This is a genomic window from Cronobacter dublinensis subsp. dublinensis LMG 23823 (assembly GCF_001277235.1).
Lineage (GTDB): Bacteria > Pseudomonadota > Gammaproteobacteria > Enterobacterales > Enterobacteriaceae > Cronobacter > Cronobacter dublinensis.
On sequence record NZ_CP012266.1, the window covers coordinates 795,742 to 815,056 of the forward strand.

Below are 19,315 nucleotides of genomic sequence, written 5' to 3' on the forward strand. Positions count from 1 at the left end.
TTAAAGAATGAATACACAACAACTGGCGAAACTGCGTTCTATCGTGCCCGAGATGCGTCGCGTCCGGCACATTCACTTCGTTGGCATCGGCGGCGCCGGTATGGGCGGCATTGCGGAAGTGCTGGCTAACGAAGGCTACCAGATCAGCGGGTCGGATCTGGCGCCGAACGCTGTCACGCAGCAGTTGACGGCGCTTGGCGCCACGATTTATTTCAACCACCGTCCGGAGAACGTGCTGGACGCGAGCGTGGTCGTGGTCTCCAGCGCGATTTCTGCGGATAACCCGGAAATTGTGGCGGCCCACGAGGCGCGCATTCCGGTGATTCGCCGTGCGGAGATGCTGGCGGAACTGATGCGTTTTCGCCACGGCATCGCCGTCGCGGGGACGCATGGCAAGACGACGACCACCGCGATGGTGTCGAGCATTTATGCCGAAGCCGGGCTGGACCCGACTTTCGTCAACGGCGGGCTGGTGAAAGCGGCGGGGACGCACGCGCGTCTCGGCAGCAGCCGGTATCTGATTGCCGAAGCCGACGAAAGCGACGCTTCGTTCCTGCATTTGCAGCCGATGGTGGCCATCGTCACCAATATCGAAGCCGACCACATGGACACGTACCATGGCGACTTCGAGAACCTGAAACAGACGTTTATTAACTTCCTGCACAACCTGCCGTTTTATGGCCGTGCGGTGATGTGTGTTGACGATCCGGTGATCCGCGAGCTGCTGCCGCGCGTCGGCCGTCAAATTACCACTTATGGTTTCAGCGAAGATGCCGATGTACGTGTGGGAAATTATCGTCAGACCGGCGCGCAGGGGCACTTCACCCTGGTGCGTCAGGACAAACCTGAACTGCACGTGACGCTCAACGCGCCGGGCCGCCATAACGCGCTTAACGCGGCGGCGGCGGTGTCGGTGGCGACGGAAGAGGGCATTGAAGACGAGGCCATTCTGCGCGCGCTGGAAAGCTTCCAGGGCACCGGGCGTCGTTTCGATTTCCTGGGCGAGTTTCCGCTGGCTGACGTGAACGGCAAAACCGGCACGGCGATGCTGGTGGACGACTACGGCCATCACCCGACAGAAGTCGACGCGACGGTACGCGCCGCGCGCGCCGGCTGGCCGGAGAAAAACCTGGTCATGATTTTCCAGCCGCACCGTTACACCCGCACGCGCGATCTCTATGACGATTTCGCCAACGTACTGTCGCAGGTTGACGTACTGTTAATGCTGGATGTGTACCCGGCGGGCGAAGCGCCGATCCCTGGCGCCGACAGCCGTTCCCTGTGCCGCACCATTCGTGCGCGCGGCAAAGTCGATCCGATTCTGGTCTCGGATCCGGCGCAGGTCGCCGCAATGCTGGCGCCGGTGCTGTCGGGTAACGATTTGATTCTGGTTCAGGGCGCGGGGAATATCGGTAAAATCGCGCGCCAGCTGGCGGAAGCGAAGCTGCAACCGGAGGAAAACGCACATGGCTGAGAAAATCGCCGTACTGCTGGGCGGCAGCTCAGCGGAGCGTGAGGTTTCCCTGCAATCGGGCAGCGCCGTGCTGGCGGGGCTCAAAGAGGCGGGCGTCGATGCGTATGCCATCGACCCGCGCGACGTGTGCGTCACGACGCTGAAAGAAGAAGGGTTCGATAAAGTTTTCATCGCGCTGCATGGTCGCGGCGGCGAAGACGGTACGCTCCAGGGTACGCTGGACTATCTCGGCCTGCCTTATACCGGCAGCGGCGTAATGGCCTCGGCCATCACGATGGATAAGCGGCGCACCAAACTGCTCTGGCAGGGTGCCGGGCTGCCGGTCGCGTCGTGGGTGGCGCTGGAGCGTCGCGATATCGCAAGCGGCCTGAGCGAAACGCTGACAGCGCGTATCGCCGCGCTGGGCCTGCCGGTTATCGTGAAGCCGAGCCGTGAGGGCTCAAGCGTCGGCATGTCGAAAGTCGACAGTGCCGAAGCGCTGTTGCCCGCGCTTGAACTGGCGTTCGAGCATGACAGCGAGGTGTTGGTAGAGAAATGGCTGAGCGGCCCGGAGTTTACCGTGGCTATCCTGGGCGATGAAATATTGCCCTCTATTCGCATTCAGCCTGCCGGCGTGTTTTACGACTATGAGGCGAAATACCTCTCGGACGAGACGCAGTATTTCTGCCCGAGCGGCATTGATGCCGACCGCGAGCAGGCGCTGCAGGCGCTGGTGCTGGAGGCCTGGCGCGTGCTGGGTTGTCAGGGCTGGGGCCGCGTGGACGTGATGCAGGACAGCGACGGCGAGTTCTACCTGCTTGAGGTGAACACGGCGCCTGGCATGACCAGCCATAGTCTGGTGCCGATGGCGGCGCGACAGGCGGGCATGAGCTTCTCGCAGCTGGTGGTGCGTATTCTGGAGCTGGCGGACTGATATGTCGCAGGCTGCGCTGAACACGAAAAATCGTCCTGAAGAAAATACGGTTTCGCGCCGTAATAATGGGACGCGTCTTGCAGGCATCGTCTTTCTGCTGGCGGTCGTGTTAACCGTGATATTCGGCGGCTGGATGGTGCTGGGGTGGATGGAAGACGCCCAGCGCCTGCCGCTCTCAAAGCTGGTGGTGACGGGCGAGCGTCATTACACCCGCAACGATGATATTCGTCAGTCCATCCTGGCGCTGGGCGCGCCGGGGACGTTTATGACGCAGGACGTGAATATTATCCAGAATCAGATTGAACGCTTGCCGTGGATCAAGCAGGCCAGCGTAAGAAAGCAGTGGCCGGACGAATTGAAGATTCATCTGGTTGAATATGTGCCGATAGCACGCTGGAATGACCAGCACATGATCGATACCGACGGCACCGCCTTTAGCGTGCCGGCCGATCGCGCCAGTAAGCAGAACTTACCGCTGCTTTACGGCCCTGAAGGCAGCGAGAATGAAGTGCTGCAAGGTTACCGGGCGATGGGCCAGGTGCTGGCGAAAGATAAATTTACGTTGAAAGACGCGGCAATGACCGCGCGTCGCTCCTGGCAGGTGACGCTGAGCAATGATATCAAGCTCAATCTCGGCCGGGATGACACCATGAAACGCCTGGAACGCTTTGTAGAGCTGTACCCGGTTCTGCAACAGCAAGCGCAAACTGACGGCAAGCGGATAAGCTACGTCGATTTGCGCTACGACTCCGGCGCGGCGGTCGGCTGGGAGCCGGCCCCCACTGAGGACATTAATCAGCAACAGAATCAGGCACAGGCAGAGCAACAATGATTAAGGCGACGGACAGAAAACTGGTAGTTGGACTGGAGATTGGCACCGCGAAGGTTGCCGCTTTGGTAGGGGAAGTTCTGCCCGACGGTATGATTAATATCATTGGCGTGGGGAGCTGTCCGTCCCGGGGGATGGATAAAGGCGGCGTCAACGATCTGGAATCTGTGGTGAAGTGCGTTCAGCGCGCCATAGACCAGGCCGAACTGATGGCGGATTGCCAGATTTCTTCTGTTTACCTGGCGCTTTCCGGCAAGCATATCAGCTGCCAGAACGAAATCGGCATGGTGCCGATCTCCGAAGAGGAAGTGACGCAGGAAGATGTTGAAAATGTTGTCCATACCGCAAAATCAGTACGCGTGCGTGACGAACATCGCGTTTTGCATGTGATTCCGCAGGAATACGCTATTGATTACCAGGAAGGGATTAAAAACCCGGTCGGGTTATCCGGCGTTCGCATGCAGGCGAAAGTACATTTAATCACCTGTCACAACGACATGGCGAAAAACATCGTCAAGGCGGTGGAACGTTGCGGCCTGAAAGTTGACCAACTTATTTTTGCGGGCCTGGCGTCGAGTTATTCCGTATTAACGGAAGACGAGCGTGAGCTGGGTGTCTGCGTAGTGGATATCGGCGGTGGTACAATGGATATCGCCGTCTATACCGGCGGCGCGCTGCGCCATACTAAAGTTATCCCTTATGCGGGTAACGTCGTGACCAGCGATATCGCCTACGCGTTCGGCACGCCGCCGAGCGACGCCGAAGCGATCAAAGTGCGCCACGGTTGTGCGCTGGGTTCCCTCGTCGGTAAAGACGAGAGCGTTGAAGTGCCGAGCGTAGGCGGTCGTCCGCCGCGCAGCCTGCAGCGCCAGACGCTGGCGGAAGTGATTGAGCCGCGTTATACCGAGCTGCTTAATCTGGTTAACGAAGAAATTCTGCAGTTGCAGGAGCAGCTTCGCCAGCAGGGTGTGAAACATCATCTTGCGGCGGGGATTGTATTAACCGGCGGCGCGGCGCAAATTGAAGGTCTGGCGGCGTGCGCGCAGCGGGTGTTCCATACGCAGGTGCGTATCGGACAGCCCTTAAATATTACTGGCCTTACCGATTACGCCCAGGAGCCTTATTACTCCACGGCGGTGGGTTTACTGCATTATGGTAAAGAATCGCATATGAGCGGTGAGGCGGAAGTGGAAAAACGAACTTCAGTGGGCTCGTGGATCAAACGGATCAACAGCTGGCTGCGAAAAGAGTTTTAATTTTTTTCAGAGACCGGACAAAATTAGCGGTCTCAGGCGAAAGGCACAAAACGGAGAGAAATTATGTTTGAACCTATGGAACTGACCAACGACGCGGTGATTAAAGTCATCGGCGTCGGTGGCGGCGGCGGTAACGCCGTAGAACATATGGTGCGCGAGCGCATCGAAGGCGTAGAGTTCTTCGCAGTAAACACGGATGCCCAGGCGCTGCGTAAAACCGCAGTTGGCCAGACTATCCAGATTGGTAGCGGCATCACGAAAGGTCTGGGCGCAGGCGCGAACCCGGAAGTGGGTCGCAACGCTGCGGAAGAAGACCGCGAAGCGCTGCGCGCCGCCTTAGATGGCGCAGACATGGTGTTTATCGCAGCCGGTATGGGCGGCGGTACTGGCACCGGCGCGGCGCCGGTTGTTGCTGAAGTGGCAAAAGACCTCGGCATTCTGACCGTGGCGGTTGTCACCAAGCCGTTTAACTTTGAAGGCAAGAAGCGTATGGCTTTTGCCGAGCAGGGTATCGCCGAGCTCTCCCGTCATGTCGACTCCCTGATCACCATCCCTAACGACAAGCTGCTGAAAGTGCTGGGTCGTGGGATTTCCCTGCTGGACGCGTTTGGCGCGGCTAACGACGTGCTGAAAGGCGCGGTGCAGGGTATCGCCGAGCTGATTACCCGTCCGGGCCTGATGAACGTCGACTTCGCAGACGTGCGCACCGTGATGTCTGAAATGGGTTACGCCATGATGGGCTCCGGCGTTGCGAGCGGTGAAGACCGTGCGGAAGAAGCAGCCGAAATGGCGATTTCTTCTCCGCTGCTGGAAGATATCGATCTGTCCGGCGCGCGTGGCGTTCTGGTCAACATCACTGCGGGCTTCGACCTGCGTCTGGATGAGTTCGAAACCGTGGGTAACACTATCCGCGCATTCGCTTCGGATAACGCGACGGTGGTTATCGGTACGTCTCTCGACCCGGATATGAACGATGAACTGCGCGTAACCGTCGTGGCGACCGGTATCGGCATGGACAAACGTCCTGAAATCACACTGGTGACCAACAAGCAGGCGCAGCAGCCAGCGATGGATCGTTACCAGCAGCACGGTATGGCGCCGCTGACTCAGGAGCAGAAACCGGCTTCTAAAGTGGTCAACGACCCGACGCCGCAGACGGCGAAAGAGCCAGATTATCTGGATATCCCGGCGTTTCTGCGTAAGCAGGCTGATTAAGAATAAGCCGGAAGTTGGGCAGATGCGCTCTTTGTGCTAAAATGCCCCACCGGTTGTGATGTACACTATCGGTAAGGTGAATTATTTGGCGAGATTATACGATGATCAAACAAAGGACTCTTAAACGTATCGTTCAGGCGACTGGCGTCGGTTTGCATACCGGCAAAAAAGTCACCCTGACGCTGCGCCCTGCGCCGGCAAATACCGGGGTCATCTATCGTCGCACCGACTTGAATCCTCCGGTAGACTTCCCGGCCGATGCCAAATCTGTGCGTGATACCATGCTCTGTACTTGCCTGGTCAATGAGCATGATGTGCGGATTTCGACCGTCGAGCACCTGAACGCCGCGCTGGCTGGCCTCGGTATCGACAACATCATCGTCGAAGTGGACGCGCCTGAAATCCCGATTATGGATGGCAGCGCCGCGCCGTTCGTGTACCTGCTGGTTGACGCAGGTATTGATGAGCTGAACGTTGCGAAGAAATTCTTACGCATCAAAGAAACCGTGCGCGTTGAAGACGGTGATAAATGGGCGGAATTTAAACCGTTTAACGGTTTTTCGCTGGACTTCACCATTGACTTCAACCACCCGGCGATTGATGCCAGCAATCAGCGCTACTGCATGAATTTCTCTGCAGACGCGTTTATGCGCCAGATCAGCCGCGCCCGTACTTTCGGTTTCATGCGCGATATCGAATATCTGCAGTCCCGCGGTTTGTGCCTGGGCGGCAGCTTCGATTGTGCCATCGTTGTTGACGATTATCGCGTACTGAATGAAGACGGCCTGCGTTTTGAAGATGAATTCGTTCGTCACAAAATGCTGGATGCGATTGGTGACCTGTTCATGTGTGGCCACAACATTATCGGCGCGTTTACCGCCTATAAGTCGGGTCATGCGCTGAACAATAAACTGCTTCAGGCCGTCCTTGCGAAACAGGAAGCCTGGGAATACGTCACCTATGAAAATGAGGCTGAACTGCCTCTGGCTTTTAAAGCGCCGTCGCTGGTGCTGGCGTAACAGCATAGTCTGACTAAAGACGACTGGTAGACCAGGTACTCTCTCCGGCCTGTGTTCACCAGTCGTTTTTTTATTGCTCTTGTACAGCCATTTTTCTCTTCGCCTTTTACCCTGCTTTTACCATCCTTCTGGTAATGACTAATTGCTGGTTTCTTGTGCGGAATGCGTAAGGTATCGCAGCGATACTGCTGCCGCCTCGCGGGAATGATGGTAATATTTACGCCCTTATTAATGACAACATAACGCTGGCGCTGTCGGCGTTATCCGGTGGGTTACAGTGCCTGGTTTATTCACGCGTTGGCGACAGTTTGGAAGACGCTATTTCTGGCCGCATCTCCTGTTGGGGATGGTCGCGGCCAGTCTTGGCCTGCCTGCGCTCAATAATAACGCCGAGCCCGTTGCGCCCGCTGAAGCTAGCAGCAGCCATACCGGTACCCTGCGCAATTTCGATACCCTGGCGTTGCTGGGTGAAAGTTCGCGCCGTTCGGCATCATTTGGCGTTGATTACTGGCAGCAGCATGCCATTCGCACTGTTATACGTCATCTCTCTTTCGCCATGGCGCCGCAAGCGCTGCCGGTGGCGATGGAAGAAAGCCTGCCGCTAAAAGCGCAACATCTGGCGCTGCTTGACACCTTAAGCGCGATGCTCACGCAGGTATTTCAGCCTGCTGCCACGCCTGTTCAGTCCGCGCCGCGCCTGCATCCGCAACTTTCCTTTACGGTTCCCGCCTGGATAAGCCAGGTTCAGGGTATTCGCGCCGGTCCTTGTCTCCTCGCCTGAGTCATTTCGTTTTTTTCATTATCTATTTTTGCCTGTGCGAGGCTTCAGAGAATTTATTATGTTAATCAAAATGTTAACCAAAGTTTTTGGTAGTCGTAACGATCGTACCTTACGTCGTATGCGTAAGGCCGTTGCGCTTATTAACGGCATGGAACCGGCGCTGGAAAAGCTTTCCGATGAAGAACTGAAAGGTAAAACCGCAGAATTCCGCGCGCGCCTGGAGAAGGGCGAAACGCTGGAAAGCCTGCTACCGGAAGCTTTCGCCGTGGTGCGTGAAGCGAGCAAACGCGTGTTTGGCATGCGTCACTTTGATGTTCAGCTGCTGGGCGGTATGGTGCTTAACGATCGCTGCATCGCGGAAATGCGTACCGGTGAAGGTAAAACCCTGACGGCGACGCTGCCTGCTTACCTGAACGCGCTGACCGGCAAAGGCGTTCACGTCGTGACCGTCAACGATTACCTGGCGCAGCGTGACGCCGAAAACAACCGCCCGCTGTTTGAGTTCTTAGGCATGAGCGTTGCGGTGAACATGTCCGGCATGCCGGCTCCCGCTAAACGCGAAGCCTATGCGGCGGATATTACCTACGGCACCAACAACGAATATGGTTTCGACTACCTGCGCGATAATATGGCGTTTAGCCCGGAAGAGCGCGTGCAGCGTAAACTTCACTATGCGCTGGTGGATGAGGTTGACTCCATTCTTATCGACGAAGCCCGTACGCCGCTTATCATCTCCGGCCCGGCTGAAGACAGCTCCGAACTTTACAAGAAAGTTAACAAAATTATCCCGCATTTGGTGCGTCAGGAGAAAGAAGACTCCGACACCTTCCAGGGCGAAGGCCACTTCTCGGTCGATGAAAAAGCGCGTCAGGTAAACCTGACCGAACGCGGCCAGGTGCTGGTCGAAGAGCTGCTGGTGAAAGAGGGCATCATGGACGAAGGCGAGTCGCTCTATTCGCCGGGCAACATCATGCTGATGCATCACGTCACTGCCGCGCTGCGTGCGCATGTGCTCTTCACCCGCGACGTCGATTACATCGTTAAAGACGGTGAGGTCATTATTGTCGATGAGCACACCGGGCGTACCATGCAGGGCCGCCGCTGGTCGGATGGTCTCCATCAGGCGGTAGAAGCCAAAGAAGGCGTGGAAATCCAGAACGAAAACCAGACGCTCGCGTCCATCACCTTCCAGAACTATTTCCGTCTTTATGAAAAACTGGCCGGGATGACCGGTACGGCGGACACCGAAGCGTTTGAATTCAGCTCAATTTATAAGCTGGATACCGTTGTGGTACCGACGAACCGTCCGATGGTGCGTAAGGATCTGCCGGATCTGGTCTACATGACCGAAGCCGAGAAGATCGACGCTATCATCGAAGACATCAAAGACCGCACGGCGAAAGGCCAGCCGGTTCTGGTGGGTACCATTTCCATCGAGAAATCCGAAGTGATTTCTCAGGCGCTGACCAGAGCGGGCATTGAGCACAACGTGCTGAACGCCAAATTCCACGCCCGCGAAGCGGATATCGTCGCCCAGGCCGGTTATCCGGGCGCGGTGACTATCGCCACCAACATGGCGGGTCGTGGTACCGATATTATGCTGGGCGGCAGCTGGCAGGCGGAAGTTGCCGAGCTGGAAGCGCCAACTGAAGAACAGATTGCGCAGATCAAAGCCGACTGGCAGAAACGTCACGATGCGGTACTCGCATCCGGCGGTCTGCACATTATCGGCACCGAGCGTCACGAATCTCGCCGTATCGACAACCAGCTGCGTGGCCGTTCCGGTCGTCAGGGCGATCCGGGGTCTTCTCGCTTCTATCTCTCCATGGAAGATGCGCTGATGCGTATTTTCGCCTCGGATCGTGTGGCTAACATGATGCGTAAACTGGGGATGAAACCGGGAGAGGCGATTGAGCACCCGTGGGTCACGAAGGCGATTGCCAACGCGCAGCGTAAAGTTGAAAGCCGTAACTTCGACATCCGTAAACAGCTGCTGGAATATGATGACGTCGCCAACGATCAGCGCCGCGCCATCTACACCCAGCGTAACGAGCTGCTGGATGTGGCTGACATCAGCGAGACCATCAACAGCATCCGCGAAGACGTCTTCAAAGCGACCATCGACGCGCATATTCCGCCGCAGTCGCTGGAAGAGATGTGGGATATCCCGGGTCTTGAAGAGCGCCTGAAAAACGATTTCGATCTGGAGTTGCCGATTGCAGAGTGGCTGGATAAAGAGCCGGATCTGCATGAAGAAACTCTGCGTGAGCGTATTCTGGAAAGCGCGAAAGAAGTTTACGCCCGCAAGGAAGAAGTGGTTGGCGCTGAGATGATGCGTCACTTCGAAAAAGGCGTGATGCTGCAGACGCTGGATTCGCTCTGGAAAGAGCACCTTGCGGCGATGGATTACCTGCGTCAGGGCATCCACCTGCGCGGTTATGCGCAAAAAGATCCGAAGCAGGAATATAAGCGCGAATCTTTCGCCATGTTCGCCGCCATGCTGGAATCGCTGAAATATGAAGTGATCAGCACCATCAGTAAAGTGCAGGTGCGGATGCCGGAAGAAGTCGAAGCGATGGAGCAGCAGCGTCGTGAAGAAGCTGAGCGCTTAGCCCAGATGCAGCAGCTCAGCCATCAGGATGACGAAACCGCTGCCGCCGCCGCACTTGCCGAGCAGACCGGCGAGCGCAAAGTTGGTCGTAACGATCCGTGTCCGTGCGGCTCCGGTAAGAAATATAAGCAGTGCCACGGCCGCTTAAGCTAAGCGGATCTTACCCGTCACAAAAGGCGCAGATATCTGCGCCTTTTTTACAGGAAGAAAACAATGAAAAAACTGCAAATCGTGGTAGGTATCGTGCGTAATCCGCAGGGCGAAATCTTTATTACGCAGCGCGCCGCCGATGCGCACATGGCGAATAAATGGGAATTCCCTGGCGGTAAAATCGAAGCAGGCGAAACGCCGGAGGCGGCGCTCTGTCGTGAGCTTCAGGAAGAGACCGGGATCGTGGTGACGTCCGCCACGCTGTTTGAAACGCTGGAATATGAATTCCCCGATCGCCACATCAGCCTGTGGTTTTTCCTGGTGGAAAACTGGGAAGGCGAACCGTGGGGAAAAGAAGGGCAACCGGGGCGCTGGGTGCATCAGCAGGCTCTGGAAGCGGAGGCCTTTCCTCCCGCTAACGAGCCTGTGATAGCGAAGCTGCGCGTGCAGTCTTAAGGCAGGTTTTCTTCCTCGCTCCAGCCATCGCTGTCGGAGCGATCGCCGTTGCTGGGAATGCGTTTCTCTTCAGCGGCCCATTCTCCCAGGTCAATAAGCTGGCAGCGTTTTGAACAAAACGGACGATACGGGCTCTGTTCGCCCCAGATAATTTCTTTGCCGCAGGTCGGGCAGTTAACGATAGTCGCGTCTGACATCTATATTCCTTAACAACAGGCCAGTTCAAAATCGAACCGTTCCGGTACGCGCCCGTGCTCGCTGTCGAGCGGCATAAAGCGGATTGCGAACCGGCTTTTATGGCCGGAAATCTGTGGGTAAAGCGCTTCTTCAAGCGGGATCTGCAGGCGCAGCAGGTCGGCGTCATCGCCGTTGTCCTGATAAAACCCGTTCAGGCTGGTTTGCTTGCGAAACGGCGCAGACTGGCGAATTAAATCCAGAATCATCTCCAGCGTGTGCGTCAACGGCTGTAATGTGGCAAGCCAGCTGTTCACCTGAACGTCGCGCTCTTCCTGCGGCGAGCAGAGCCAGACGTGCAGCAGCGGTAAATCAAAGCTACAGCAGCCGCCCGGAATGCTTAAACGCTGGCGGACCAGCGCGATGAGACGGTCTTCACGCAGCATCTGCCCCAGACGAGGCGCGGCCATTAAGACAGCGCTGCGCGCTTTCAACTGCTGACGCAGTGCCTCGATGCGTTCGTTGTCGACCCCTGGCACTTCGGCCCAGCTTTGCAGTTTACGCTGCTGGCGCTCCAGCTCTTTCAGCAGTTCGGTGCGGGTATCTCCGCGCTCAAAGACGTCCAGCAAATCGCCCACGTTGCGAAAGAAGTGCAGCGCGGTGGCGTGATCGCTGACAGGCAGCAACGCTTTCATTTGCTGGATGAGAAATTCGATGCGCAGCCAGGTGCGCATTTTTTCATTCAGGGGATGTTCAAAAAGAACGTGAGTCTGCATTACTTATTTTCCTGTGGTACGGCCTGAGCCGCCAGTTGCAGATAACGTTGATGCAGACGCGCCACATCTTCGGTGATCGTTTCCGGCGAGCCGTTATTATCTATAACGTCATCAGCGACAGCTAACCGGGCCTCGCGAGTGGCCTGCGCGTTCAGGATCTGCCTGGCATGCTCACGGGAGACCCCATCGCGCTGCATGGTGCGCAGTATCTGTGTTTCTGGCGTCACGTCCACCACCAGTACGCGATTAGCTTTCGCATGGAGTTGATTCTCAACCAGCAACGGCACGACCCAAAGCGCATAGGGCGAGGCGGCATGCGCAAGTTCAGCCTGCGTTTGTTGATGAATGAGCGGGTGCAGCAGCCCGTTAAGCCAGGATTTTTCCTGAGGGCTTGAGAAGATAATTTCACGTAGCGCACGGCGATTGAGCGTGCCGTCGGGGTTGCAAATTGTCTGTCCGAACCGGGCAATAATGGCATTTAAACCGGCGGTGCCTGGCTCAACCACCTGGCGGGCGATGATATCGGCATCCACCACGGTAACGCCGAGACGGGCAAAGGCGTCGGCGACCGTACTTTTGCCGCTTCCGATACCGCCCGTCAGTGCTACCGTATAAACCATAAAGCCATCATCCCGAATCGTTAAAATAGGTATAAATCCCGTGAAAATGTTTTTGTTTCATCGGGTTGCGGTGCGCGCGAGAACAGTGCCTGCGGCCTCGTTTATCGTCCTCGCGCACAAGGTAAATTTATAGGATTGTAGCGTAAAAAAGCGCGCTTTCGCAGTCTTGCGGCGCCATTATTAGTGCGTATGATAACGTCACTGGAGTTGGCAGTTGTCACGCCGCGCACGTTACGCGCTCATCGCCATTAACCCAGGAACCGCACATGCGTATTGAAGAAGATCTGAAGTTAGGCTTTAAAGACGTTCTTATCCGCCCGAAACGCTCTACTCTCAAAAGTCGCTCTGATGTTGAACTGGAGCGTCAGTTCACCTTTAAACACTCCCGCGTTCAATGGTCTGGTGTTCCGATTATTGCTGCCAATATGGATACCGTAGGGACATTTGGCATGGCGCAGGCGCTGGCAGCGTTCGATATTCTGACGGCGGTGCATAAGCACTACAGCGTGCAGGAGTGGGCCGAATTCGTCCGGTCGGTATCCGCTGGCGTGCTGAAGCATGTAATGGTATCCACCGGCACCTCTGATGCTGATTTTGAAAAAACCAAAGAAATTCTCGCCCTTTCGCCGTCGCTCCAGTTTATCTGCATCGATGTCGCGAACGGCTATTCGGAGCATTTCGTTCAGTTCGTCGCGAAGGCGCGCGCCGCCTGGCCTGATAAAGCCATTATCGCGGGCAACGTCGTTACTGGCGAAATGTGCGAAGAGCTGATCCTCGCCGGAGCCGATATCGTTAAAGTCGGCATTGGTCCGGGCTCTGTCTGCACCACTCGCGTTAAAACCGGCGTTGGCTACCCGCAGCTTTCCGCCGTGATTGAATGCGCTGACGCCGCGCACGGCCTTGGCGGTCAGATAATCAGCGACGGCGGCTGTACCGTACCGGGCGACGTGGCGAAAGCCTTCGGTGGCGGCGCGGACTTCGTGATGCTGGGCGGTATGCTGGCAGGTCACGACGAAAGCGGCGGCACCGTCGTTGAGCAGAACGGCGAAAAATTCATGCTCTTCTACGGCATGAGCTCTGAATCCGCGATGAACCGTCACGTCGGCGGTGTGGCGCAATACCGCGCCGCAGAGGGGAAAACCGTGAAGCTGCCGCTGCGCGGACCGGTAGAAGAGACGGCCCGTGATATTCTGGGTGGTCTGCGTTCCGCCTGTACCTATGTCGGTGCCTCGCGTCTTAAAGAGCTCACTAAACGCACCACCTTTATTCGTGTGCAGGAGCAGGAAAACCGGGTCTTTAACAGCCTCTGACCCGTTAACCTCAGGCTGGCGCAGCCCCTGCGCCAGCGTTAATTCATTCCGCTCATCGCGTCTCCCAGCCGGAATATCGGCAGATACATCGCTACCACCAGCGTACCGACAATCAGCCCAATGACCATCATCATCAGCGGCTCCAGCGTGGCTGCAAGCGTCTGGGCGCGCTCGGAGGTTTGCCCCAGATGCCATCCGGCGAGTTTTTCCAGCATGATATCCAGCGCGCCGGTTTCTTCTCCGGTACGAATCAGCTGAATGCACAACGCGGTAAATACGACTTCCTGCTCCAGCGCCCTCCATAGCGGCAAGCCTTCGGCGATGCTTTGTTTAACACGACCGACCGCCTGTCTCCATAGGGGCGACGCCAGCGTTTCCTCAACGCTTGCTAGGCTCTGAAGTAATGGAATCCCCGCGCGCTGCATCAATGAAAGCACCGTATAAATCTGGCTTAGCTGCTGCCCACGTATAAGCGGGCCGAACAGTGGCACTTTCAGCAGTAAGGTGGCCTCGCGCAGCTGCCATTCCGGCCTGCGCCGCAGCCTGATAATCACCAGCGGAGCCAGCAGCAACAGGCTGAGCCACCAGGCGGCGTAGTGCATTAAGGCCTCTGACAGCGCGATAACGGCACGCGTTACCAGCGGTAGCGGCGTGTTAAAAGAGCGGTAGATAGCCGTAAACTGTGGCAGAACAAAACATGTCATTCCGAGCGTCAGCAACAGCGCGACGATAAAAATAAATGCCGGGTAGCGCAGCGCCTTAATGACCTGCTTGCGCAGCTTTTGCTGATCTTCCTGCTGTTGCGCCAGCTGCTGACAACATACGTCCAGCTTCCCGGTCAGCTCGCCCGTTTGCATGAGCGAGACAAACAGCGGGGGAAAGATTTCCGGCCACTGGCGCAGGGTTTGCGAAAAGGCGACGCCTCGCCCTAACTGCTGCGACAGTTGCCCAAGCAGCGCCTGCCACTGGGCCACCGGGTGCTGGCTCGCCAGCATAGTCAGCCCCTGCGTCAGGCTAACGCCCGCCTGCAGCAGCGCGGCCAGCTGGCGGATCACCAGAATCTTGTGCTCGCTGCCCCAGTACCGTTTATTAATGCTTGCCCGCTTAAGCATTAACGGATGAACGTCGCTATCCATGAGCTGTAACGACGCGCTGATTTTGTCCGGCGCCCAGAGCACACCCGCATCGCTGACGCCGTCTTTATTAACACCGCGCCAGCGCCATAACTGATTATCCATGAGGCACACCCGAGACGCGATAAAGCTCTTCCAGCGTGGTCATGCCGGACTCCACGGCCTGTAAACCATGTTCGAAAAGCGTGGTCATCCCCTGCGCCCGCGCCTGTGAGGCTATCTCCTCAAGCGGCGCGCCGCTGGCGACAGTCTGGCGCAGCGCCGCATTGATGCTGAGCAGCTCGAAAAGCGCAATCCGTCCATAGTAACCGCCATAGCAGCGCTCGCATCCGCAGGCCTTATAAGGGTGGAGCGGGCGTGGCAAGAGCGAGGCGGGAAGCGTCACAGGCTCTTGTGAAAATATGCGGCAGTAAGGGCAGAGCTTTCTGACCAGACGCTGCGCAATGACCAGCTCCAGCGCCGAGGCGAGCATCCAGCGCGGCAGTCCCATTTGTTCCAGACGGACTAAGGTTTCGGTTGTGGAGTTGGTATGCAGCGTGGAGAGCACCAGATGCCCGGTTTGCGCGGCCTTAGCGGCGATCTCGGCGGTTTCGAGATCGCGAATTTCGCCAATCATGATGACATCCGGGTCCTGCCTTAATAAGGCGCGCAACACGGCCTGAAATGTCAGCCCTGCTTTGGGCAGCACTGGCGTCTGGTTAAGCCCGGTTACCGGGATCTCTACCGGGTCTTCTACGCTGCAGATATTGACCTGTGGATCGTTAAGCGTGCTGAGCGCCGTATAGAGCGTGACGGTTTTGCCGCTCCCGGTAGGCCCGGTGACCAGAATCAACCCCTGCGGGCGCTGCAACGCCTGGCAAAAAAGCGTCTGTTGCGTGTGCGACAGGCCCAGCGCCTGGACCTCAAGTGGCTGCTCCGTTTGTTGCAGCAGACGCAAAACTACCTTTTCGCCGCAGCGACAAAGCAGGGTCGAGATACGAAACGAGACCGTCCGGCCCGCAAGCTCGATACTGAACTGCCCGTCCTGCGGTAAGCGGCGTTCGGCAATATCAAGATTACCCAGTACTTTCAGGCGAGCGGTAAGCGCGCTGGCAAGCGTCGCTGGCAGTGGCGGCAGCGCGTACAGTACGCCGTCGATGCGAAACCGTATCTGGTAATGCGTTTGCGCCGGTTCAAAGTGAATATCAGACGCGCGCCGCTGTAGCGCCTGTTGTAGCGTCTGGTCAATCACCTGCACGACCGAGGCGCTCTCCTCCTGTACGGCAGGGTGTAATGAATCTGCGGCAAGCTGGCGCTCTTTTTCGAGCCGCTCGGCGCTCCAGCATTCGATATCAATATGCCGGTGCGTGGAAAAACGCAGCGCGTCCATAAGCTCGGCGCTGGGCTCGCCCGCCACGGCGATATGCACCGTGGCGTCGTCGATGTTCAGCACCAGCGCGTTATAACGCTGGCACAGGGTATGCAGATAATCGAGAGGCATCGTCAGCGCCCTCGCTTACGGTAGCGTGCTGCGAAAGACATCTTCGCAGGCCTGTTGCAACGCGGCATCGCTGGTGGCACAGGTCCGCTTCCATCCCTCCATGCCGTTAGCGCTGTTCCACTGAGGCGTCAGGGTGACCGACAAACCGTTAAGGCTATCCTGACCCGTCACGCTGATGACGCCTTGTGCTACAGTCATTTCGCTCACATACCGGGTCGTTTTAGGGCCCGGAATACCGTTGGTGCTGGCATCGCAGCTGCTCAGCCCGCCGCGATCGATAACGCAAAGCTCAATGGCGGTGCGGTAGGGCGTCACGGTTTGCAGCATATCCGTCAGCGCCGCTTTGCGCAGGTAGTTCTGGTATGCCGGTACGCCAATGGCGCTAAGAATGGCGATGATGCCTATCACCACCATCAGTTCAATCAGCGTAAAGCCGCTCTGTCTGTTCATGTTTCCTCCTTGTTTGGGTGACGACACTCTGTCAGGACGTCGCAGGAGGAACCATGCAAAGAAACAGATTCAGGAATCTGTCTTCAGAAGAATTTTATGTACTTGCAGAACACAACAATGCCGCTGCGTACGTCTCGCAAAATCGTTAAAAAACAATCGTATCTTGCAAAAAGTGCGCGACAAACCCGAGGAGAATATTGATGATAGGCCGCAAGGCGAGGGCAGGCGCAAACCTGCCCGGTGGGGTGTCGAGAAACGCGGATTTAGCGAAAACGCATAGAGAGGTCGAGCGCGCGAATATGTTTAGTCAACGCTCCGACAGAGATGTAATCCACGCCGGTTTCGGCGAATGCGCGCAGCGTTTCCAGCGTAACGTTGCCGGAAACCTCAAGCCGCGCCTGGCCCGCAGTGCGTTTAACCGCGGCGCGCATCTGCTCAACGTTAAAGTTATCGAGCATGATGATATCCGCGCCAGCCTTGAGGGCGTCGTCCAGCTCGTCCAGCGATTCCACTTCGACTTCTACCGGCACGTCCGGGTGCAGCCAGAACGCTTTTTCCACCGCCTGGCGCACCGAGCCGGAGGCAATAATATGGTTTTCTTTAATCAGAAACGCATCGGACAAGCCGAGGCGATGATTCGCCCCGCCGCCACACAGTACCGCGTATTTCAGCGCGCTGCGCAGGCCCGGTATGGTTTTACGGGTGTCGAGCAGTTGGGTATGCGTGCCTTCCAGCAGCGCCACATAGCGACGCACTTCACTGGCGACGCCGGAAAGCGTCTGGACGAAGTTCAGCGCGGTGCGCTCGCCGGTCAACAGAACACGGGAGGGGCCTTCGAGTTCGAAGAGGGGCTGATCGGGCTGCACGCTGTCGCCATCATTCACGCGCCAGGTCACGCTGACATCGCCGCCAAGCTGGATAAATACTTCATCAACCCAGCGTTTCCCGCAGAACACGCCCGCTTCACGTGTGATAACCACCGCGTGCGAGCGACTGTCTGGCGGTAACAACTGCGCGGTAATATCCCGGCTGGCATCCGTTTCGCCGCCGAGATCTTCACGCAAGGCCTGAGCGACGGTAACAGGGATATCCAGGGTGATTCTTTCCAGTAGCGCGTCACGTCGATGGTCCGGATTGTAACGGCGAGGCGGCATGATATAACTCCAGATTGGTGGCTAATCAAAGGAATGAAACATGCTACTCTGAAGCGAGTTTGAGTACCACAGAAAGGAGAACTGCGCATGCAGGTGAAAGATGGCTGGCTGGTGGATGCCCGACACGCGCCCTCGCCGCATCATGATTGCCGACCAGGGGACGAGGCACCTTCGTTGCTGGTGGTGCATAACATTAGCCTGCCGCCAGGGGAATTTGGCGGCCCGTGGATCGATGCGCTGTTCGCCGGTACGCTCGACCCGGATGCGCATTCTTACTTCGCGGGTATCGCCCAGCTGCGCGTGTCGGCCCACTGCCTGATCCGACGCGACGGCGAAATTGTGCAGTATGTGCCTTTTAATAAACGCGCCTGGCACGCTGGCGTATCCTGCTATCAGGGGCGCGAACGCTGCAACGATTTTTCCATCGGTATTGAGCTTGAGGGGACGGACACGCTCGCCTACACCGATGCGCAGTACCGGCAGTTAGCCGCCGTGACCCGCGCGTTGCTGGCGCTGTACCCGACGATGACGGGCCATATGACCGGCCACAGCGATATCGCGCCTGAACGTAAAACCGATCCTGGTCCGGCTTTTGACTGGCCGCGCTTTCGCGCGCTGGTGGCCGACCCGTCTGATAAGGAGATGAGATGACGCTTTTCACCCTGCTGCTGGTGCTTATCGCCGAACGGCTTTTCAAACTGGGCGAGCACTGGCAACTGGATCATCGCCTTGAACCGCTGTTCCGCCGCGTGCGCCGTTTCTCCCTGTTTTATACGCTCGGCATGACGGTGCTGGCGATGCTGGTCGTTTTCCTGTGCCTGCATGCGCTGGAAGGATGGTTCTTTAATGTGCCGCTGCTGATCTTCTGGATTCTCATCGGCGTGCTGTGCATCGGCGCGGGTGGCGTGCGCAGGCACTATCACGCCTACCTCAAAGCGGCGAGCCAGGATGACGTCCATGCGCGCGAAAACATGGCGTATGAACTGACGCTCATCCATGGCGTGCCGCCCGGCTGCGATGAGCGGGAGTACCTGCGCGAGCTACAAAACGGCCTGCTGTGGGTAAACTACCGTTTTTATCTGGCACCGATGTTCTGGTTTGTTGTGGGCGGCATGTGGGGCCCGGTCACGCTGACCGGTTACGCGTTCTTACGCGCCTGGCAAAGCTGGGTTGCCCGGCATCACACGCCGCATCAGCGCCTGCTTTCAGGCATTGACGCGGTGCTGCATGTGCTGGACTGGGTGCCGGTGCGTCTGGCGGGCGTGGTGTATGCGCTGGTCGGGCATGGAGAGAAAGCGCTGCCTGCATGGTTCGCCTCGCTGCTTGACCGCTTTACCTCGCAGTATCAGGTGCTGACCGGCCTTGCGCAGTTTGCGCTGGCGCGCGAACCGCATGTCGATAAAGTGGAAACGCCGAAAGCGGCGGTATCGATGGCGAAGAAGGCGACGCTGGTGATTGTGGTCGTGGTGGCGCTGCTGACGATATACGGCACGCTCATGTGAGCGCGCCGTTGA

Annotated in this window: 19 protein-coding genes; 12 read left to right on the forward strand and 7 right to left on the reverse strand. The window is 57.4% G+C overall.

Translation table 11 applies throughout. The features are described from left to right. Positions 1-7 precede the first annotated feature (7 nt). From murC to mutT, 9 genes are all read left to right on the forward strand, one after another. Positions 8-1,474, forward strand: a complete 1,467-nt coding sequence (gene murC, locus AFK67_RS03660; protein WP_007709789.1) for a UDP-N-acetylmuramate--L-alanine ligase — start codon at positions 8-10, stop codon at positions 1,472-1,474. Beyond that, positions 1,467-2,387 carry a D-alanine--D-alanine ligase gene (locus AFK67_RS03665; protein WP_007709786.1) on the forward strand — a complete coding sequence of 307 codons (921 nt, stop codon included), beginning with the start codon at positions 1,467-1,469 and terminating at the stop codon, positions 2,385-2,387. Before murC ends, AFK67_RS03665 begins: the two co-directional genes overlap by 8 nt. 1 nt (position 2,388) lies before the next feature. Next, complete coding sequence (gene ftsQ / locus AFK67_RS03670) at positions 2,389-3,219, forward strand: cell division protein FtsQ (protein WP_007709785.1); 831 nt, start codon at positions 2,389-2,391, stop codon at positions 3,217-3,219. Further along, positions 3,216-4,472, forward strand: a complete 1,257-nt coding sequence (ftsA, locus tag AFK67_RS03675) for a cell division protein FtsA (RefSeq protein WP_007709784.1) — start codon at positions 3,216-3,218, stop codon at positions 4,470-4,472. The genes ftsQ and ftsA overlap by 4 nt, the downstream gene beginning before the upstream one ends. Before the next feature lie 63 nt (positions 4,473-4,535). Further along, positions 4,536-5,687 carry a cell division protein FtsZ gene (gene ftsZ / locus AFK67_RS03680; RefSeq protein WP_007677031.1) on the forward strand — a complete coding sequence of 384 codons (1,152 nt, stop codon included), beginning with the start codon at positions 4,536-4,538 and terminating at the stop codon, positions 5,685-5,687. 101 nt (positions 5,688-5,788) lie between these two features. Then, positions 5,789-6,706 carry a UDP-3-O-acyl-N-acetylglucosamine deacetylase gene (gene lpxC, locus AFK67_RS03685; protein WP_007709783.1) on the forward strand — a complete coding sequence of 306 codons (918 nt, stop codon included), beginning with the start codon at positions 5,789-5,791 and terminating at the stop codon, positions 6,704-6,706. 277 nt (positions 6,707-6,983) lie between these two features. Beyond that, positions 6,984-7,487, forward strand: a complete 504-nt coding sequence (gene secM, locus AFK67_RS03690; protein WP_071602790.1) for a secA translation cis-regulator SecM — start codon at positions 6,984-6,986, stop codon at positions 7,485-7,487. 58 nt (positions 7,488-7,545) lie between these two features. Then, positions 7,546-10,251 carry a preprotein translocase subunit SecA gene (gene secA, locus AFK67_RS03695; protein ID WP_007709781.1) on the forward strand — a complete coding sequence of 902 codons (2,706 nt, stop codon included), beginning with the start codon at positions 7,546-7,548 and terminating at the stop codon, positions 10,249-10,251. Between the two features lie 60 nt (positions 10,252-10,311). Next, positions 10,312-10,704: an 8-oxo-dGTP diphosphatase MutT gene (gene mutT, locus AFK67_RS03700; RefSeq protein ID WP_038884790.1), complete on the forward strand. Its 393-nt coding sequence runs from the start codon at positions 10,312-10,314 to the stop codon at positions 10,702-10,704. On the opposite strand, the gene yacG is transcribed toward mutT, so the two are convergent. Genes yacG through coaE form a run of 3 tightly spaced genes read right to left on the reverse strand, consistent with a single transcriptional unit; the run spans position 10,701 to position 12,274 of the window. Continuing rightward, complete coding sequence (gene yacG, locus AFK67_RS03705) at positions 10,701-10,901, reverse strand: DNA gyrase inhibitor YacG (RefSeq protein ID WP_038884788.1); 201 nt, start codon at positions 10,899-10,901, stop codon at positions 10,701-10,703. The genes mutT and yacG overlap by 4 nt on opposite strands. Before the next feature lie 9 nt (positions 10,902-10,910). Then, positions 10,911-11,654 carry a cell division protein ZapD gene (zapD, locus tag AFK67_RS03710; protein WP_007727155.1) on the reverse strand — a complete coding sequence of 248 codons (744 nt, stop codon included), beginning with the start codon at positions 11,652-11,654 and terminating at the stop codon, positions 10,911-10,913. Then, on the reverse strand, positions 11,654-12,274 hold the full coding sequence (gene coaE / locus AFK67_RS03715; protein ID WP_007727156.1) for a dephospho-CoA kinase: 621 nt from the start codon (positions 12,272-12,274) through the stop codon (positions 11,654-11,656). Before coaE ends, zapD begins: the two co-directional genes overlap by 1 nt. A 266-nt stretch (positions 12,275-12,540) precedes the next feature. Between coaE and AFK67_RS03720 the strand changes: the two genes are divergently transcribed. Continuing rightward, a complete protein-coding gene (locus tag AFK67_RS03720) occupies positions 12,541-13,584 on the forward strand; it encodes a GMP reductase (RefSeq protein WP_007727157.1) in 1,044 nt (347 codons plus the stop codon). Between the two features lie 38 nt (positions 13,585-13,622). On the opposite strand, the gene hofC is transcribed toward AFK67_RS03720, so the two are convergent. From hofC to nadC, 4 genes are all read right to left on the reverse strand, one after another. Continuing rightward, a complete protein-coding gene (gene hofC, locus AFK67_RS03725) occupies positions 13,623-14,822 on the reverse strand; it encodes a protein transport protein HofC (protein WP_007727158.1) in 1,200 nt (399 codons plus the stop codon). Beyond that, positions 14,815-16,197: a type II secretion system protein GspE gene (gene gspE, locus AFK67_RS03730; RefSeq protein WP_007727159.1), complete on the reverse strand. Its 1,383-nt coding sequence runs from the start codon at positions 16,195-16,197 to the stop codon at positions 14,815-14,817. Before gspE ends, hofC begins: the two co-directional genes overlap by 8 nt. A gap of 15 nt (positions 16,198-16,212) precedes the next feature. After that, positions 16,213-16,647 carry a prepilin peptidase-dependent pilin gene (gene ppdD / locus AFK67_RS03735; protein ID WP_007727160.1) on the reverse strand — a complete coding sequence of 145 codons (435 nt, stop codon included), beginning with the start codon at positions 16,645-16,647 and terminating at the stop codon, positions 16,213-16,215. A gap of 263 nt (positions 16,648-16,910) precedes the next feature. Continuing rightward, positions 16,911-17,801: a carboxylating nicotinate-nucleotide diphosphorylase gene (nadC, locus tag AFK67_RS03740; protein WP_032967454.1), complete on the reverse strand. Its 891-nt coding sequence runs from the start codon at positions 17,799-17,801 to the stop codon at positions 16,911-16,913. An 87-nt stretch (positions 17,802-17,888) separates the two neighbouring features. On the opposite strand from nadC, the gene ampD reads away from it, so the two are divergent. Further along, positions 17,889-18,452: a 1,6-anhydro-N-acetylmuramyl-L-alanine amidase AmpD gene (gene ampD, locus AFK67_RS03745; RefSeq protein ID WP_007727163.1), complete on the forward strand. Its 564-nt coding sequence runs from the start codon at positions 17,889-17,891 to the stop codon at positions 18,450-18,452. After that, positions 18,449-19,303 (forward strand): beta-lactamase regulator AmpE, encoded by an 855-nt coding sequence (gene ampE / locus AFK67_RS03750; RefSeq protein WP_007727166.1) that lies wholly within the window; start codon positions 18,449-18,451, stop codon positions 19,301-19,303. The genes ampD and ampE overlap by 4 nt, the downstream gene beginning before the upstream one ends. Positions 19,304-19,315 lie beyond the last annotated feature (12 nt).

Bases quoted from the DNA above. Each gene is read 5' to 3' on its own strand.
- murC (WP_007709789.1), top strand. From the start codon at position 8: ATGAATACACAACAACTGGCGAAACTGCGTTCTATCGTGCCCGAGATG.
- AFK67_RS03665 (WP_007709786.1), top strand. From the start codon at position 1,467: ATGGCTGAGAAAATCGCCGTACTGCTGGGCGGCAGCTCAGCGGAGCGT.
- ftsQ (WP_007709785.1), top strand. From the start codon at position 2,389: ATGTCGCAGGCTGCGCTGAACACGAAAAATCGTCCTGAAGAAAATACG.
- ftsA (WP_007709784.1), top strand. From the start codon at position 3,216: ATGATTAAGGCGACGGACAGAAAACTGGTAGTTGGACTGGAGATTGGC.
- ftsZ (WP_007677031.1), top strand. From the start codon at position 4,536: ATGTTTGAACCTATGGAACTGACCAACGACGCGGTGATTAAAGTCATC.
- lpxC (WP_007709783.1), top strand. From the start codon at position 5,789: ATGATCAAACAAAGGACTCTTAAACGTATCGTTCAGGCGACTGGCGTC.
- secA (WP_007709781.1), top strand. From the start codon at position 7,546: ATGTTAATCAAAATGTTAACCAAAGTTTTTGGTAGTCGTAACGATCGT.
- mutT (WP_038884790.1), top strand. From the start codon at position 10,312: ATGAAAAAACTGCAAATCGTGGTAGGTATCGTGCGTAATCCGCAGGGC.
- yacG (WP_038884788.1), bottom strand. From the start codon at position 10,901: ATGTCAGACGCGACTATCGTTAACTGCCCGACCTGCGGCAAAGAAATT.
- zapD (WP_007727155.1), bottom strand. From the start codon at position 11,654: ATGCAGACTCACGTTCTTTTTGAACATCCCCTGAATGAAAAAATGCGC.
- coaE (WP_007727156.1), bottom strand. From the start codon at position 12,274: ATGGTTTATACGGTAGCACTGACGGGCGGTATCGGAAGCGGCAAAAGT.
- AFK67_RS03720 (WP_007727157.1), top strand. From the start codon at position 12,541: ATGCGTATTGAAGAAGATCTGAAGTTAGGCTTTAAAGACGTTCTTATC.
- hofC (WP_007727158.1), bottom strand. From the start codon at position 14,822: ATGGATAATCAGTTATGGCGCTGGCGCGGTGTTAATAAAGACGGCGTC.
- gspE (WP_007727159.1), bottom strand. From the start codon at position 16,197: ATGCCTCTCGATTATCTGCATACCCTGTGCCAGCGTTATAACGCGCTG.
- ppdD (WP_007727160.1), bottom strand. From the start codon at position 16,647: ATGAACAGACAGAGCGGCTTTACGCTGATTGAACTGATGGTGGTGATA.
- nadC (WP_032967454.1), bottom strand. From the start codon at position 17,801: ATGCCGCCTCGCCGTTACAATCCGGACCATCGACGTGACGCGCTACTG.
- ampD (WP_007727163.1), top strand. From the start codon at position 17,889: ATGCAGGTGAAAGATGGCTGGCTGGTGGATGCCCGACACGCGCCCTCG.
- ampE (WP_007727166.1), top strand. From the start codon at position 18,449: ATGACGCTTTTCACCCTGCTGCTGGTGCTTATCGCCGAACGGCTTTTC.